Annotated in this window: 9 protein-coding genes, 2 pseudogenes and 1 riboswitch; of the genes and pseudogenes, 5 read left to right on the top strand and 6 right to left on the bottom strand. The window is 66.8% G+C overall.

Features of this window, described 5'->3' with window-relative positions; all coding sequences use genetic code 11:
- From FA87_RS20115 to FA87_RS00025, 5 genes and pseudogenes are all read right to left on the bottom strand, one after another.
- Positions 1-2,674: pseudogene (locus tag FA87_RS20115) on the bottom strand (efflux RND transporter permease subunit); the annotation flags it as partial.
- A gap of 44 nt (positions 2,675-2,718) precedes the next feature.
- A complete protein-coding gene (locus FA87_RS00010; RefSeq protein ID WP_081996400.1) occupies positions 2,719-4,773 on the bottom strand; it encodes a TonB-dependent receptor in 2,055 nt (684 codons plus the stop codon).
- 153 nt (positions 4,774-4,926) lie between these two features.
- Positions 4,927-5,159, bottom strand: a riboswitch (cobalamin riboswitch).
- A gap of 32 nt (positions 5,160-5,191) precedes the next feature.
- Positions 5,192-6,342 (bottom strand): annotated as a pseudogene (gene nagA, locus FA87_RS00015) (N-acetylglucosamine-6-phosphate deacetylase).
- Positions 6,343-6,364: 22 nt separating this feature from the next.
- Entirely contained in the window at positions 6,365-7,399 is a 1,035-nt protein-coding gene (locus FA87_RS00020; protein WP_036116816.1) for an SIS domain-containing protein, read from the bottom strand.
- A 13-nt stretch (positions 7,400-7,412) separates the two neighbouring features.
- On the bottom strand, positions 7,413-8,165 hold the full coding sequence (locus FA87_RS00025) for a GntR family transcriptional regulator (protein ID WP_036118723.1): 753 nt from the start codon (positions 8,163-8,165) through the stop codon (positions 7,413-7,415).
- 237 nt (positions 8,166-8,402) lie between these two features.
- Between FA87_RS00025 and zwf the strand changes: the two genes are divergently transcribed.
- The 5 genes from zwf (at position 8,403) to FA87_RS00050 (ending at position 14,229) form a co-directional block, all read left to right on the top strand.
- The gene (gene zwf / locus FA87_RS00030; protein ID WP_043696984.1) at positions 8,403-9,875 is read left to right on the top strand and encodes a glucose-6-phosphate dehydrogenase; all 1,473 of its coding nucleotides are present in this window, start codon (positions 8,403-8,405) and stop codon (positions 9,873-9,875) included.
- Positions 9,872-10,573, top strand: coding sequence for a 6-phosphogluconolactonase (gene pgl, locus FA87_RS00035; RefSeq protein ID WP_036116815.1), 702 nt, complete (start codon positions 9,872-9,874; stop codon positions 10,571-10,573). Before zwf ends, pgl begins: the two co-directional genes overlap by 4 nt.
- 69 nt (positions 10,574-10,642) lie before the next feature.
- Entirely contained in the window at positions 10,643-12,454 is a 1,812-nt protein-coding gene (gene edd / locus FA87_RS00040; RefSeq protein ID WP_043691500.1) for a phosphogluconate dehydratase, read from the top strand.
- A 19-nt stretch (positions 12,455-12,473) separates the two neighbouring features.
- On the top strand, positions 12,474-13,118 hold the full coding sequence (gene eda / locus FA87_RS00045) for a bifunctional 4-hydroxy-2-oxoglutarate aldolase/2-dehydro-3-deoxy-phosphogluconate aldolase (RefSeq protein WP_197056520.1): 645 nt from the start codon (positions 12,474-12,476) through the stop codon (positions 13,116-13,118).
- A 259-nt stretch (positions 13,119-13,377) separates the two neighbouring features.
- Positions 13,378-14,229 carry a DMT family transporter gene (locus FA87_RS00050; protein ID WP_043691502.1) on the top strand — a complete coding sequence of 284 codons (852 nt, stop codon included), beginning with the start codon at positions 13,378-13,380 and terminating at the stop codon, positions 14,227-14,229.
- 75 nt (positions 14,230-14,304) lie between these two features.
- On the opposite strand, the gene proP is transcribed toward FA87_RS00050, so the two are convergent.
- The gene (gene proP / locus FA87_RS00055; RefSeq protein WP_043691505.1) at positions 14,305-15,798 is read right to left on the bottom strand and encodes a glycine betaine/L-proline transporter ProP; all 1,494 of its coding nucleotides are present in this window, start codon (positions 15,796-15,798) and stop codon (positions 14,305-14,307) included.
- Positions 15,799-16,116 lie beyond the last annotated feature (318 nt).

A 16,116-nucleotide genomic window follows, 5' to 3' on the forward strand; every position in this document is an offset into this window, starting at 1 on the left:
GTCGAGATGATCGTCAACGGATGGCCGAGACTCTCGTAGAGAATTCCGAGCACGATGTAGACGGCGAGGATCGCGCCGACCAGCAGCACCATGCCGTTGGACTGCGCGTCCCGCATGCGCTGATTGGTGCCGGTGACGTCCATGCGCACGCCTTCCGGCAAATTGATCCGGCGTACGGCCTCCTCGGCCAGACTGTTGCCCTTATCGGGCGTGATCTTCGGCGCGAGGTTGTAGGTGATGTCGGCCGATTCGAGCTGGTTCTGGTGGGTGACCGCACTCGGCGTCGCCACGGGCTCGATGTGCGCCACCGCCGAGAGCGGAATCATCGTGCCGAGTGAATTCTTCACGTACGTGTTAAGCAGCGCGCCGGGACTGAGCTCCTGCGCGGCCGCCGAGGTCAGCACCACCCAGTACTGGTTGATGTCCGAATAGATGATCGACACCTGGCGCTGGCCGAACGAGTTGTACAGCGCCGAATCGACATCGCCCATGCCGACGTTCAGGCGGCCCGCCGCATCGCGGTCCACCTTCAGCATCTGTTGCTTGCCGACGATGTCGAAGTCGCTGCCGACGGCGGAACTCCTTCATGCTGCGCATCTGACGCACCAGCTTCAGCGTCCAGGGCTGCAACGGTTCGCCGCCGGTACTGATCAGCTGGAACGAGTACTGCCCGCGGTTGCTGTTGCCCCCGCTCCCGCCGAGGAACTGCACGGGATTCATGAAGACCTGGACATCGGAGAGCTTGTCGTACTCCTTGCCCTTGCGATCCATGAATTCCTTCATGGATTCATGGCGCAGGTCCGGGCCGCTCCCCTTCTTCTTCAGATCGATGAACATGGTGCCGCTGTTGCCGACGGCCGCGCCATCGTTACCGCTGCCGAGCAGTGTGGTGACATCGGCGACGGCCGGGTCGTTCTGCATCATTTCGCCGACGCGTTTGAGCCGTCGCGACATCTCGTCCGGCGAAATGTTGGGCGTCCGCGGTGACATGTCCTCGGCGGGCATGAAATTGCCACCGGCGGTCTTCACCACGGCGAAGCCCAGCGCGAAGGTGGCGAAAAGCAGGATGAGTGGCTGCCAGCGCATGACGCCGATGGCGCATCGCCAGTCCAGTCCGCGCTCATACAGGCGCAGAAACCCGCGATCGAAGCGTTCCAGCGCGCGCTCGACGCGGCCTGGCTGGCGGTCGGGCTCGTCGTGCTTGAGATAGCGGGCACAGAGGGCCGGCGTGAGCGTCAGCGACACGATGGCCGAAATCAGCACGGCCGCCGCCAGGGTCACCGAGAACTCGCGCAGCAACTTGGTGATCATGTTGTTGCCGAACAGCAGCGGCGCGAACACCGCCACCAGCGACAGCGTGATCGACATCACGGTGAAGCCGATCTCGCGCACGCCCTCGAGCGACGCCGGCATCGGTTTGCTGCCGTTCTCCATGTGCCGGACGATGTTCTCGATGACCACGATGGCGTCATCGACGACGAAACCGATGCACAGCACCAGCGCCATCAGCGACATCGTGTTTAGCGTATAGCCGAGTGTCCACATCACGACGAAGGCGCCGGCCAGGGACAACGGCACGCTCAGCGTTGCGATCAGCGTCGGACCGAGACGGCGCAGGAACACCATCATGACCAGGAAGACCATGACGATGCTGATCAGCAGCGCGACCTTGACCTCGTGCAGCGCGGACTGCGTGGTCTGGGTCAGGTCGAAGATGGGGGTGACCTTCGCGTCCGCCGGCAGCAGCGAACGGAAGCGCGGCAGCGCGGCACGGATCGCGTCGGCGGTGGCGATGGAATTCGCCTCCGGACGCTTGCTCATCTGCATGGTGACCGAGCGCTCGCCCTGGAACCATGCGGCCTGGTACTGGTCCTGCTGGCCGTTTGTAGACGCGGGCGATGGTCCGAGAGGCGCACCGGCACGTTGTTGCGCATCGCGATGAGGATGTCGCCGAAATCCTTCGCGTCGCGAATGCTGTCGTTCGCGACGACCGTCATCTGTGCCTTGCCGTCGGACAGCAGGCCCTGCGGCGAGGTCACGTTGGCGGCGTGCAGCGCATTGGACACATCGTTGGCGGTGAGTCCCTTGGACGACAACGCGCGGGTATCCAGCTCAACGCGCACGGCGTGCGGGGTCCGCCGAAGACCTGTACGCGCGACACGCCATCGATCTGCGCCACGGCGGGCCGGATCAGGGTGTCGACGACGTCGTAGAGCTTGTCCGGCGGCAGCGACTTCGAGGTGAACGACACCAGCAGAACGGGAATCTGGCCGGTGTCGAACTTAAAGTACTGTGGGGGGCTGGGCATGCCGGCCGGCAGGTCGGCGGCGGACGCGTTGATCGCGGCCTGCACGTCACGCGCGGCGGCATCGGTGGAGCGGTCCATGCTGAAACGGAGGCGGACGAAGCCGCTGCCTTCCGAGCTGTTGGAATACATCTGGTCCACACCCGGGATCTGGCCGAGGTGGCGCTCCAGGGGGGCGATGATGGTCGAGGCCATCGTCTGCGCGTTCGCACCGGGCATCTGCGTCTGGATGAAGACGGCGGGCACTTCGATGGACGGCAGGGCCGCCACGCCGAGCAGCATGTAGGCGATGGAGCCGCACAGCACGAGCCCCGCCGCAAGCAGCGAGGTTCCGATCGGCCGGCGAATGAAAGGTGCAAAAACGTTCACGACACTTCCTGTGATCGCGGGAAGCATACCCGCGCCCGGGGACTTTATGACGTCCGCGCCGGTCCGTGGCGTGTGCCTTTAGTGGGGGCCCTGCCGGAAGACAGGGGTGCGGCGTTTGCCCGAGCCCGGTGCCAGGGGTAGGAGCGCGCCTGCGCGCGATGCCGTGAAACATCGCGCGCAGGCGCGCTCCTACACGGTGCTCCCTCAGCGTACGGCGAGAACCGCAGCGTCAGGTAATACGTCCGTCCCAGCTGGTTGTAATACGCCGCCGTCTCGTACCGCTTGTCCGCCACGTTCGCGACCCGGCCCTGCACGCTCCAGGCATCGTCCATGTGCCAGGTGGCACGCAGATCCGCGGTCGTGTAGCCGCCCAGACGCGTCGTGTTGGCCGCGTCGTCGTAGCTGTAACCCGAGGCGTAGACCGAGCCGCCCAGCGTCAACGCGCCCAGGTCCTTGTCCAGATCCACGCGACCGGTGCGACGCGGACGGCGGGCCAGCAGGTTGTCCTTCTCGAACCCGCTGTCCCGGTCCAGCGGCTGCTGCAGCGTCAGGTAGCCGCGCACGTGCCAGCCATCGACGTCCGCGCCCACCTGGCCTTCGAGGCCGCGCAGGCGGGCCTTGCTGACGTTGACCGGCAGGAAGTTCGCGTCGTAGCCGATCAGGTCGTCGACCTGGCTCTGGTAGGCGTTGACGGCCCAGTTCCAGATGCCCGGACGACCCGACAGGCCGATCTCGGCGGTGCGCGACTTCTCCGGCTTGAGGTTCACCGTGGGCACGCCGTACGGGTAGTACTCGTCGTTGAAGGTCGGCGCGTGGAAGGCGGTGCCATAAGAGGCCGTGACCTTCATGCCGTTGTCGAAACGGAAGCCATAGGCGGCCGAGCCGGTCGTGTGGTTGCCGAACTGGGTGTTGTGGTCGTGGCGGGCCGACAGCTGGATCTCATGCGGGCCGAACACGCCCTGGTAGAGCGCGAACACGCCCGTGTTGTTGCGGGTGTCCTTGAGATAATCCGTGTCGCTGCTCAGCTTTTCCTGCTGGTAGTCGACGCCGGCGCTCAGCGTCTGGCCCGGGGCCAGCGTGAAGTCGTTCTGCCAGGAACCCTGATTGCGCTTAGAGTACAGATATCCCACGCGCAGCTTGTCGGCACCGGTGACGTAGTTGAAGTCCGCGTCGTAATAGCCCTTGTTGGCGCCGTTGAGGTAGTTGTCGGCGCGGTCCTGGTTCTGGCCCAGGCTGACCGACATGCGCCACGCGGACAGCACGTCGAAGGCCAGCTTCGCGCCGGCGACCTGCTGCGAGCGTCGGGTCAGGTTCTGATAGTCGCCGTCGTATTCGATATCGCCCTTGCTGCGCAGCCAGCTGCCGGTGAGCTCGGTGCCGTCGTCCCAGCGGTAACCGCCCGACAGCGCGCCGTTGTACGTGCGATAGGCGTCATGGTCCGGCTCGTCGGTGAAGCAGCCCTTGAACGCCGTGCCCGCGCCGATGCGGCAGGCGTTGATGCCCGAGGTGTACTGGCCTCCGAGGCTGGCGTTGTACCAGCCGTGGGTCGTGCCGCCCGACACGCCGACCTGACCGGCGGTGTAGCCGTGGCTGCCGCCGGTGACCGAGAGGCTCGGGGTCGGCGCTTCGCCGGCCTGGCCGTGGCGGGTGAAGATCTGGATGACGCCGCCGATCGCGTCGGAGCCGTAAAGGCTCGAGCGCGGACCGCGGACGACCTCGATATGGTCGATCTGCTCGACCGGCAGCTGCTCGTAAGCCGGCAGACCCGCGCCCACGGTACCCACGCGGACACCGTCCACGAGGACCAGCGTGTGCGAGGAGTTGCTGCCACGCATGAACAGCGAGGTCTGCTGGCCGATACCGCCGGTGTTGGCCATGACCACACCGGGCAGCCCGGCGAGCAGGTCCTGGACGTTACGCGGCTGCAGACGCTCGATGTCTTCGTGGGTGATCACGGTCACCGGAGCGAGTACCTCGTCCAGCGGCGTGGCCGTGCGGGTCGCGGTGACGATCACGGGATCGAGGGCGTCCGGTGCGTCGGCCGCGTGGGCAGCGGCGATCGACGACAGCAGGGCTGCCGCTAGCAGGGTCTTCTTCATGGAACGGTCTTCCTCCGCCGCATAGCGCGGCAATGCGTAGCTCAAAGGGCGCGCGAGGAGGACATACGGCGAACGGCACACCGGCGGAACCCGGATGACTGTCCGGATTCGCCCTCCGCGAATCGCCCGAAACGGGACGACGCCCCGGGATGGCTCACGGGCGCGTCGTCGGGCCGGTCTCCGGACTCACGCCGTCCCCGAGGGGGTGTCGGACCGGCGCCTTCCCGCTGTCGCAGTGGCTGAAGCCGTGTCCGAGGGGCCGTGACGACCCCGGGCGCTTACCGTTGCGGGGGCAGTGCCGGCCTTGCCGCAGAGGCGGCGCACCGGCTTCCCGTTTCATCCCCGTGGCGCGACGCCCCGGGGACACCCGAACCCCGCGACTTTAACCGGAGGGTGGGGCGCTGTCACGACCGCCCGATCAGCCCGCGGCGTAAACGCGCTCGCCGCCGATCCAGGTTTCGATCACCGTATGGGTCTCGTCCATCACGACGAAGTCGGCGCGGTAACCGGCGGCGATATGACCGTGGGTGGCGCCGAGGCCGAGGAACGCGGCCGGATACGTCGACGCCATGCGCGCGGCCTCATCGTAGGCTACGCCGACCATGTCGACCGTGTTGCGCACCGCCGTGGCCATGTCCAGCGCGGAGCCGGCCAGCGTGCCGTCCGCCGTCTGGCAGACGCCGTCGCGCACGGTGATGGTTTCGCCCTTGAGCACGAAGTTCGGATTGTCCGAGCCCACAGGCGGCATCGCGTCGGTGACCAGCATCATCTTCCGTGGCGCCTTCGCCGCGATGGCGACACGCAGCGAGGTCGGGTGCACGTGGTGGCCGTCGACGATCAGACCGCACCAGCTGGCCTGGTCTTCGAGCGCGGCACCGACGACGCCAGGCTCGCGGCTGGTGAAGGGTGTCATCGCGTTGAACAGATGTGTGAAGCCGCGCACGCCCGTCGCCAGTGCATGGCGCGTGGTCTCGTAGTCGGCAGCCGTGTGGCCCGCGGCTACGATGACGCCGTTGGCGACCAGCTGCTGGAGTACTTCCGCGGAAGCGCGCTCGGGGCCAGCGTCAGCAGGGTCACGCCGCCGTGGCGCCGCGCGACCATCGCGACATCGTCGGCATCGGCGATGCGAAACTTGGCCGGGTCGTGCACGCCCTTGCGTTCAGGGGCGATGAAGGGACCTTCCAGATGGATGCCGAGCACGCCCGGCACGCCCTGGGCGACGGCGTCGTTCACGGCATCGATGGCCTTCGCCATGACCTCCGCGTCGTCACTGATCAGCGTGGGCAGGAAACCCGTGGTGCCGAATCTCGCGTGTGCCTCGCCGATCGTGCGGATCGCGTCGACCGTCGGTGCATCGTTGAACAACACGCCGCCCCCGCCGTTGACCTGGCAGTCGATGAAGCCGGGCAGCAAGGTGCGACCACCGAGGTCATGGCGCTCCGCCGCGCGCACGCGCGGGTCGGATGGCAGCGCCAGTCCGGTGATCTTTCCATCGTCGACCAGCACGGCAAAGCCGCTCTGGAATCCATTGTCGGTGAGCACACGGCCGTTGACGAGGGCGAGGGTCATGGCGATTCCTTGAGGGTGGCGGTCAGACGGTCTCGGTGACTTTATTCAGGTGCGGCGGCACGTCGGGATTGAAGCCGCGCTTCAGCGCGAGCGCCGCCGTGGCGCGGTAGAAGCTCTGCACCGTGATCAGCGGCGCGGCGATCGGTGCGGTGGCGACCAGCGGCAGCACACCCTCACCCGTCGCACCCGGCGCGGCGATCCAGACATTGGCGCCACGCTTGCGGAACTCGGCGGCGACATCGAGCACGCCCGGGAGCGTGTCGTCGTTCTGCGCGAAGAACAGCACCGGGAAGTCCGGGCCGACCAGCGCCATCGGGCCGTGTTTCACTTCGGCCGCGCTGAAGGCTTCGGCATGCAGGCCGCAGGTTTCCTTGAACTTGAGCGCCGCTTCCAGCGCACCGGCGAAGCCGAAGCCACGACCGACCACGAACAGGTTGTGCGCATCGACGAGGCCTTCCGTCAGCGACGACCAGTCGGCATCCCAGCCCTGGCGCAGCTGCGCGGGCAACGCGGCCAGGGCGTCGGCGATCTCGGCCTTGCCACTCCACCGGGCGGCGATATGCAGAATCGCGAACAGCGCGCCGAGATAGCTCTTGGTCGCGGCGACGCTGGTTTCCGGGCCCGCGTGCAGCGGGACGACCACGTCCGCGACGTCCGCCAGCGGCGAGTCGGTCACGTTGACCAGCGCCACGACGTACGCACCGGCCTTCTTCGCGGCCTCGGCATTGCGGACCAGATCCGGGCTCTTGCCCGACTGGGATACGGCGACGTAAAGCGCGCCATCGAGGCGCTGCGCGGCGTGGTAAATCGAGGTGACCGACGGCGAGGCCGAGGCGGTGACGACGCCCAGCTGCGTCTCGAACACGTACTTCGCGTACATCGCCGCGTGATCCGAACTGCCACGGGCGCAGGTGATCACCATGCGCGGCGGGTTCGCGCGCAGGCGCTCGGCAAGGGCGCCGATCACGGCTTCGTTAAGGGCAAGCTGCCGCTCGACGACCTCGGCGGTCTCGTGCGCTTCGCGGTACATCAGGGTGTCTTGCGGCTGGATCGTCATGAAGAAGGGTCCGTCAGTCGCTCTGCAGTTCGGCGACGAAGTCGTAGATGTCCCCGCGATACCAGGAACACGTGAACTCGACGATGCGGCCGTCGTCGAGGAAGCTGCGCCGCTCGATATTCAGCCCGGCACTGCCGGCGCCGAGCCGGAGCAGCCGGGTCTGGGCAGGGCCCAGCACCACCGCGCGCAGGCGTTGCAACGCACGTCGCGGGCGGTTGCCCAGCGTGTCGAGCGCTTCGTACAGGGAGTCCTCGACCAGGCTGGGGTCGGGCAGCAGGTTGAGTGGCACCGCGCTGCGCTCGATCGCCAGCGGCTCGTCGCCCGCGTAGCGCAGGCGGTGCAGGCGGACCACCTGGGTGCCGGGCGAGAGATTCATCGCCATGGCTTCTTCCGGGGTGACCTCGCCGATGGCCCGCTCGAAGAACTCCGAGCGCGGATTGAGCCCGCGCGCGCGAAGATCCTCGGTGAAGCTGGTCATACGCGACAGCGGCTTGACGATGCGCTCGGACACGAAGGTGCCCGCGCCATGACGCTGGGTGAGCAGACCATCCTCGACCAGGCCGCCGATGGCCTTGCGCACGGTAACCCGGGACAGCGTGAGGGCCCTGGCCAGGTCCCGCTCACTGGGCAGTGCATGGCCGACCTGCACCTCGCCGTTTTCGATCACGTTGCGGATGGCGCGACGCAGGCGCATGTACGCCAGCGGCTGCCGCGCGGCCGGGTCGTACTGCAGGCGTTGGTATTCGGCGACGAGAGCGCTTTCCATGGTCGAGAAGATACCAATCAACGACCACTGCGGCAAGACCGTCCAAGCCCGCGAATACCAGTGAGCGATTCAAACGGGCGTTTGCACGATGCAAAGTCGGCCCGTAAACGTTTTTGCGGCGTCATCGCCTCATATCGCGACGGAAAACGCCGCCTTGAGTGGTACGGGGCTGGTATGACCTGGTATGTCACTGGTACGATCCGTCGGCATACCCATCGATCCCAGCAGGCCACTGTCGTGAGCGCTCATCTCCTCCCGATCGAACCTTTCGATCTGGTCATTTTCGGCGGCACCGGCGACCTCGCCGTCCGCAAGCTTCTTCCCGCGCTGTTCCATCGCTTCGTGGACGGCCAGATCCAGCCCAGCAGCCGCCTCATCGGCGTGGCCCGCGAGGCCCTCGACGATGCGGGCTACCGCGACCTGGTCCGCTCCTCGGTCGAGAAAGGCGTGTCCCACGTGGCTCCGGCCCAGCTGGACGCGTTCATCCAGATGGTTTCCTACCGCTCGCTCGACGCGCGCAAGGAAGAAGGCTGGGATGAATTCGCCGCGCTGATGCAGCAGCAGGCCCAGCACATCCGCGTGTTCTACCTGTCGACCGCGCCGGACATCTTCACCGACATCTGCCAGCGCCTCGGGTCGCTCGGTCTCAACGGCGAGCGCTCGCGCGTGGTGCTGGAGAAGCCGATCGGTCGCGATCTGGAAAGCGCCAACGCCATCAACGACGCGGTGGCCCGGGTCTTCAACGAGTCGCAGACCTACCGGATCGATCATTACCTCGGTAAGGAAACAGTGCAGAACCTGCTGGCGCTCCGCTTCGGCAACGCCCTGTTCGAGCCGCTGTGGAACGCCCAGCATATCGACCACGTGCAGATCACCGTCGCCGAGACGGTCGGCGTCGGTCATCGCGCGGGCTACTACGATCGTGCCGGCGCGCTGCGCGACATGGTCCAGAACCACATCCTGCAGCTGGTCTGCATGCTCGCCATGGAGCCGCCTTCGTCGCTGGCGCCCGATGCCGTGCGTGACGAAAAACTCAAAGTGCTGCGTTCGCTGCGCCCGATCAACGCCAGCAACGCCGGCAACCTCACCGTGCGCGGGCAGTACCGCGCTGGTGCGGCCGAAGGTCAGGGCGTCCCGGGCTATCTCGACGAACTCGGCAGCGACCAGTCCAGGACCGAAACCTTCGTCGCCCTCAAGGCGGAGATCGGTAACTGGCGCTGGGCGGGCGTGCCGTTCTACCTGCGCACCGGCAAGCGCCTCCCTAACCGGGTCTCGGAGATCGTGGTGACGTTCCGCGCGTTGCCGCATTCCATCTTCGATCCCACCAACGGTCCGCTGCTGCCCAACCGCCTGACGCTGCGCCTGCAGCCGGACGAGGGCGTCAAGCTGTGGCTGACCATCAAGCATCCGGGTCCGGGTGGCCTGCGCCTGCGCCACGTGCCGCTCGACATGAGTTTCGCGGCGGCGTTCGGCGTGCAGCAGCCCGATGCCTACGAGCGGCTGATCCTCGACGTCGTGCGTGGTAACCCGACCCTGTTCATGCGCCGCGACGAAGTCGAGGCCGCATGGAACTGGGCCGGTCCCATCCTCGAAGCCTGGGAGGGCAGCGGCGATACGCCGAAGCCGTACACCGCGGGTACCTGGGGTCCGAGCGCCGCCGTGGCGCTCATTGAACGCGATGGCCGTACCTGGGCCGAGGACGCAGCATGAACGCCAAGATCCATCAGCACGATTTCGCCGATAAGCTCACTCTCGCCGATGCGCTGGCGCGCGACATCGCCGGCAAGCTCGACGCCGCGATCAAGGCGCGCGGCAAGGCCAGCATCGCCGTTTCCGGCGGCGGCACGCCCAAGGTCATGTTCGCCGTGCTCGCCGAGCAGGAGATCGACTGGTCGAAGGTCACCATCACGCTGGTCGACGAGCGCTGGGTCGACGAAGACAACGAGCGTTCCAATGCGCGCATGGTCAGGAACACCCTGATCGCGCACGAAGCGCATGTCGCCGCCTTCCTGCCGCTGTTCGACAAGGCGCATGCCGACGATGTCGATGCCGCGCTCGAGGGCGTGGGCGAGAAGGTCGACGCGCTCGGCAAGCCGTTCGATGTCGTCGTGCTCGGCATGGGTCCGGACGGCCACACCGCGTCGTTCTTCCCCGGCGGCGATCACCTCGCCGAAGCGCTCGACCTCAACGGTACGCGGAGCGTGCTGTCGATGCGTGCCGGCGGTGCGGGTGAGCCGCGCATCACGCTCAGCCTGCCGCGCGTGCTCGATACGCGCACGCTCTACCTGCACATCGAAGGTGCGGACAAGAAAGACGTGCTCGCCAGGGCCCAGGCCGGCGAAGATTTCCCGATCGCCGCCGTGCTCAAACAGGACCGCGTGCCCGTGGACGTCTACTGGGCCGCCTGATCCATCGTTCAACCGCCGCGCGTCAGGCGCGCGGCACCGACCGCCCGGTCAAAGCCTCAGGAACACGCCATGACCCTTCATCCCATCGTTGCCGAGGTGACGCAGCGTATCGTCGAGCGCAGTCGCACCTCGCGCGCCGCGTACCTCGCCAGGATCGACGCCGCCCGCGGGACGGGCGCCAAACGCCATCACCTGTCGTGCGGCAATCTCGCGCACGGTTTCGCCGCGTGCGGTGAGAACGACAAGGACGCGCTGCGCAACGGCCACGCGTCCAATATCGCCATCGTCACCTCGTACAACGACATGCTCTCGGCGCATCAGCCGTACGAGCGCTATCCGGAACTGATCCGTCGGATCGCACGAGACTTCGGCGCCACCGCGCAGGTCGCCGGTGGCGTGCCGGCCATGTGCGACGGCGTCACCCAGGGTCGTCCGGGCATGGAGCTGTCGCTGTTCTCGCGCGACCTCATCGCCATGGCGACCGCCGTATCGCTGTCGCACGACATGTACGAAGGCGCGCTGTATCTCGGCATCTGCGACAAGATCGTGCCGGGCATGCTGATCGGCGCGCTGAGCTTCGGCCATCTCGCCAGCGCGTTCGTGCCGTCGGGTCCGATGCCGTCCGGTATTCCGAACGAAGAGAAATCGAAGGTCCGTCAGGCCTTCGCCGCCGGTAAGGCGACACGCGCGGAACTGCTCGACGCGGAAGCGCGTTCCTATCATGGGTCGGGTACCTGCACGTTCTACGGCACCGCGAACTCCAACCAGATGCTGATGGAGATCATGGGCCTGCACCTGCCGGGCGCGAGCTTCGAGGCGCCGGATACGCCGCTGCGTGACGCCCTCACGCGTGCCACGGTGGAGCGCGTGCTGGCGATCGACGCGCTGGGCGATGAATACCTGCCGATCGGCCGTATCGTCGACGAGCGCTCCATCGTGAACGGCGTGATCGGACTGCATGCGACGGGCGGCTCGACCAACCACCTGCTGCATCTCGTCGCCATCGCACGCGCGGCCGGCGTGGAACTGCGCTGGGACGACTTCGATGCGCTGTCCGCGGTCGTGCCGTTGCTCGCACGCGTCTATCCGAACGGCTACGCCGACGTGAACCACTTCCACGAAGCCGGCGGCATGGGTTTCCTGATGGATCAGCTGCTCGATGCCGGCCTGCTGCACGGCGACGTGGACACCATCATGGGCCACGGCCTCGAGGCCTATCGCACCACGCCCGTTCTCGAAGGCGACGCATTGGTCTGGAAACCGGTTTCGAAGGAAAGCGGCAACCGCGGCGTACTGCGCACTATCGCGGAGCCGTTCCGTCACGACGGTGGCTTACGCATGCTCAAGGGCAACGTCGGTCGTGGCGTGATCAAGATCTCGTCCGTGCCGGAAGATCGCATGATCGTCGAAGCACCGGCGATCGTCTTCGACGAGCAGGACGACGTCAAAGCCGCTTTCGATCGCGGTGAGCTCAATCGCGATTTCATCGCCGTGGTGCGCTTTCAGGGGCCGCGCGCGCGTGGCATGCCGGAGTTGCACAAGCTCACGCCGACGCTGAGCCTGCTGCAGGATCGCGGGCATCGCGTCGCCCTGCTCACCGACGGTCGCATGTCCGGGGCGTCGGGGCGCGTGCCTGCCGCGATCCACGTGACCCCCGAGGCGGAAGCCGGCGGTCCCATCGCCCGCGTGCGCACGGGCGACATGGTTCGTCTCGATGCCGTGGCAGGTACCATTGAAGTTCTGGTCGACGCGGACGAGTGGAACAGCCGCATCCCCGACAACATCGATCTGGCCATGCACCACACCGGCATGGGCCGCGAGCTCTTCGCCATGTTCCGTCAGTCCGCCGTCACGGCCGACCTCGGTGCCGGCGTTTTCTGATCCTTTGGAGCAGTTCCTGATGAGTAACGAAGCGAAGCAACAGAGTGTCGAGTCCACGCTGCGCCTGGCGCCGGTGGTGCCGGTCGTCATCATCGAGGACGCCTCGAAGGCGGTCGGCATGGCGCGCGCGCTGGTCGCCGGTGGCATCCCCGCCATCGAAGTCACCCTGCGTACGCCCGCCGCACTCGACGCCGTCCGCGCGATCGCCGCGGAAGTCGAAGGGGCCTTCGTCGGTGTGGGAACGGTGCTGACCGCTCGCGACCTCGAGAACGCTTACAAGGCCGGCGCGAAGTTCGCCGTGTCGCCGGGCAGCGCGCCGCGTCTGCTCGATGCCGCCGACGATCACGAGCTGCCGCTGCTTCCCGGCGCGGCGACGTCCAGCGAGGCCATGGAACTGCTGGAGCGTGGTTATCGCTTCCAGAAGTTCTTCCCGGCCGTTCCGGCCGGCGGCCCGAAGCTCATCGGTGCCTGGGCCAGCCCGCTGCCGCAGATCCGCTTCTGCCCCACCGGCGGCGTCAGCCTCGCCAACGCACCCGAGTTCCTCGCGCTGCCCAACGTCGTCTGCGTCGGCGGTTCGTGGCTGACCCCCGCCAACCTCCTGGCCACCTCCGACTGGGCCGCCATCGAAGCCCTGGCGCGCGAAGCGGCGCAACTGCGCGCCTGACGCAACTGCGCGCCCGACGCAGCTGCGCGCCCGACGCAGCTGCGCGCCCGACACAGGAGCGCGCCCCGCGCCTGACTCGCCCCACGCCGTACGTACGTAGGAGCGCGCCCCGCGCGCGAACCCTCACCCGCCTTATCGCGAATGAGGCTTTGCACCGCAACGAGCCAGCTGTCCGATCCCACAAAGCGGCGGCCGGCTCGTAGCCCGCCCCATCCACATGCGATCCTTCGCACCCCCAGCCTCACCGGCGCTCCCAGCCATGCTCTACATCCTCCTCGCCATCGCCTTCAGCGTGGCCGTGTCCGTGCTGCTCAAACTCGCGCGCCGCGCGAACGTCGACATCGTCCAGGCCGTCGCCACGAACTACATCGTGGCCGCCGCCATGGCGTACGGGCTGCTCGGCGCTACGCCGCAGGCCGCCGTCGCGGCGAAGGAGACCTACGTCCCCCTCCTCCTGCTCGGCGTCTTTCTCCCCGCCATCTTCGTGATGCTGGCGCGATCCGTCCGCAGTGCGGGCATCGTTCGCACCGACGTCGCCCAGCGCCTGTCGCTGTTCTTCTCGCTGATCGCCGCGTTCGCCTTCCTCGGCGACGTCATCACCGAGCGTAAGGGCCTGGGCATCGCCCTCGCCTTCGTCGCCGTCCTGTGCGTGCTCTGGCGCCGGGATCGCGGGCAGACCGATCGGGCCGGCTGGACCGCACCGCTTGCCGTCTTCGTCGGCTTCGGTGTGATCGACATCTGCTTCAAGATGCTCGCCAAGGCCGGTGCACCCTTCCCCAGCGCGATGCTCGCCTCGTTTCTGATCGCCATGGTGCTCTGCTGGATCGTCGTGATCGGACGGGCGATCGCGCGTAAGTCGCCCCTCTCGCCGCGCAGCATCGGCTTCGGCGTGCTGCTGGGTGCCGCCAACTTCGCCAACATTCTTTTCTATATCCGCGGACATATCGCGCTGCCCAACGATCCGTCGCTGGTGTTCGCGTCGATGAACGTGGGGGTGATGGTGCTCGGCGCGCTGGTCGGCGCGATCGCCTTCCGCGAAAAACTGACCTGGCTGAACTGGACGGGCCTGGCCATCGCCATCGCGGCGATCGGGATCATGACCGGGGCCTGATCCCGATCGCCAACAGCGTGAGCTCCCACCCGTCCGTCGCGACCGGGTAGGAGCCAGCCCTGCTGGCGACGCTCATCAGCGAGCAATGGGCTCCGCATGACCCCCGGACACCGCCGCCACCGGCAACGTCTCATCCACCGTCAACGGCGCATCCCCCGCGAGTAGTTCCTTCGCTGCCGCATGGTCCGCCACCGCCGGCGGCGACCCACGCAACGGCAGCCCCGCCGTCTCGCGTACGAAGAGCATCGTGACGATGCCAATCACCGCCGCGCCCATCAGGTAATACGCCGGCAGCATCGGATCGCCCGTGCGCTCGACGAGCCATGCGGTCACCAGCGGCGTCGTGCCACCGAACAGCGACACCGAAACGTTGAACGCAATGGACAGCGCGCTGTAACGCACCGGCGTATAGAACAGCGCAGGCAACGTGGCGGGCATCGTGCTGGTGAAGCAGACGAGCGCGATGCCGAGTCCCATGAGGCCCGCGAAGATCAGCCAGTCGTTGCCCGTGCCCACCAGCCACATGCAAGGGATGGCGAGCACGAACATCGCGGTACACGCACCGATGATCATCGGACGACGGCCAAGCCGGTCGCTGAAGAACCCGCCCACCACATTGAGCGGCATCATCACCAGCATCACGATGAGAATCAGCAACAGGCCCTTGGCCTCGCTGTATCCCATCGTCACCGTGAGATAGCTCGGCATGTAGGTCAGCAACATGTAGTCGGTGACGTTGAAGACCAGCACGAGGCCGATGCATTTCAGCAGCTGCGGGCCGTGCACGGAGACGAGCTCCTTCAACGATACGCGCGGCATGTCGCCCGCCGCCTCCATCGCATCGGCATGCGCCTTGAACGCGGGGGTCTCTTCGAGCTTCATGCGCATGTAAAGCCCGAGCAGGCCCAGCGGACCCGCCACCAGGAACGGCACGCGCCAACCCCAGTCGAGCATCTGCCCGGTGGTGAGCAGCGTCGTCAGCGCGGTCACCACACCGGCACCGGCGATATAGCCACCCAATGTCCCGAACTCGAGCCAGCTGCCCATCTGTCCGCGTCGCGCATCGGTCGAGTATTCGGCGATGAAGGTCGCCGCACCGCCATACTCACCACCGGTCGAGAATCCCTGCAGCAGTCGTGCAAGCAACAGCAGCGCCGGTGCCCACAAACCAATCGTGGCGTAGCTGGGAATCAGGCCGATGGCGAACGTGCCCGCCGCCATCATGATCATCGTCGCCGCCAGCACCTTCTGGCGCCCGAAGCGATCGCCGAGTGGCCCGAAGACGAGTCCACCGATCGGCCGCACGAGAAAAGCGACGGTAAACGTCGCGAAGGTCGCGATCACCTGTGCGGTCGGGCTGCTCCCTGGAAAGAAGACATGGCCGAGCGTCACGGCAAGGTAGCCATAGACACCGAAATCGAACCACTCCATCGCGTTGCCGAGTGCGGCGGCACCCACGGCACGCCTGAGCATGGACTCGTCGACGATGGTCAGATCATCGGGCTTGAGATGTTTACGGCGGCGGGTAAACCAGCCGAAATGGGCTTCGTGCCCGTGTCGATCCTGCATGGAGATAAATCCTGTCACGCGAGCGGGCACACGCATACGCAGCCGGTGCATACCGCCCATCGAAAGGGAAGCGCCAGGCCAGACGGCGGCGCGCGAACGGTCCGCTAAAGGGACTCGGTGGTTGCCGGCAAGATGCATCGAAGCACGACGCGGCGCGGACAACGCCGGAATTATAGGAAAAAAGGTGTTAAATAGCTGTAGATGGGGGGTGGTGGCGGGGGAGCCGTTGGCTGCTGTTCCTGTCGCTAGGTCCTCCTACGGCCTTCGCCTTCGTGCGGAAGCGCTCCAGGAACAGCAGCCAACGACTCCCCTCCATAC

The organism is Luteibacter sp. 9133 (assembly GCF_000800155.1).
Classification (GTDB): Bacteria; Pseudomonadota; Gammaproteobacteria; order Xanthomonadales; family Rhodanobacteraceae; genus Luteibacter; species Luteibacter mycovicinus.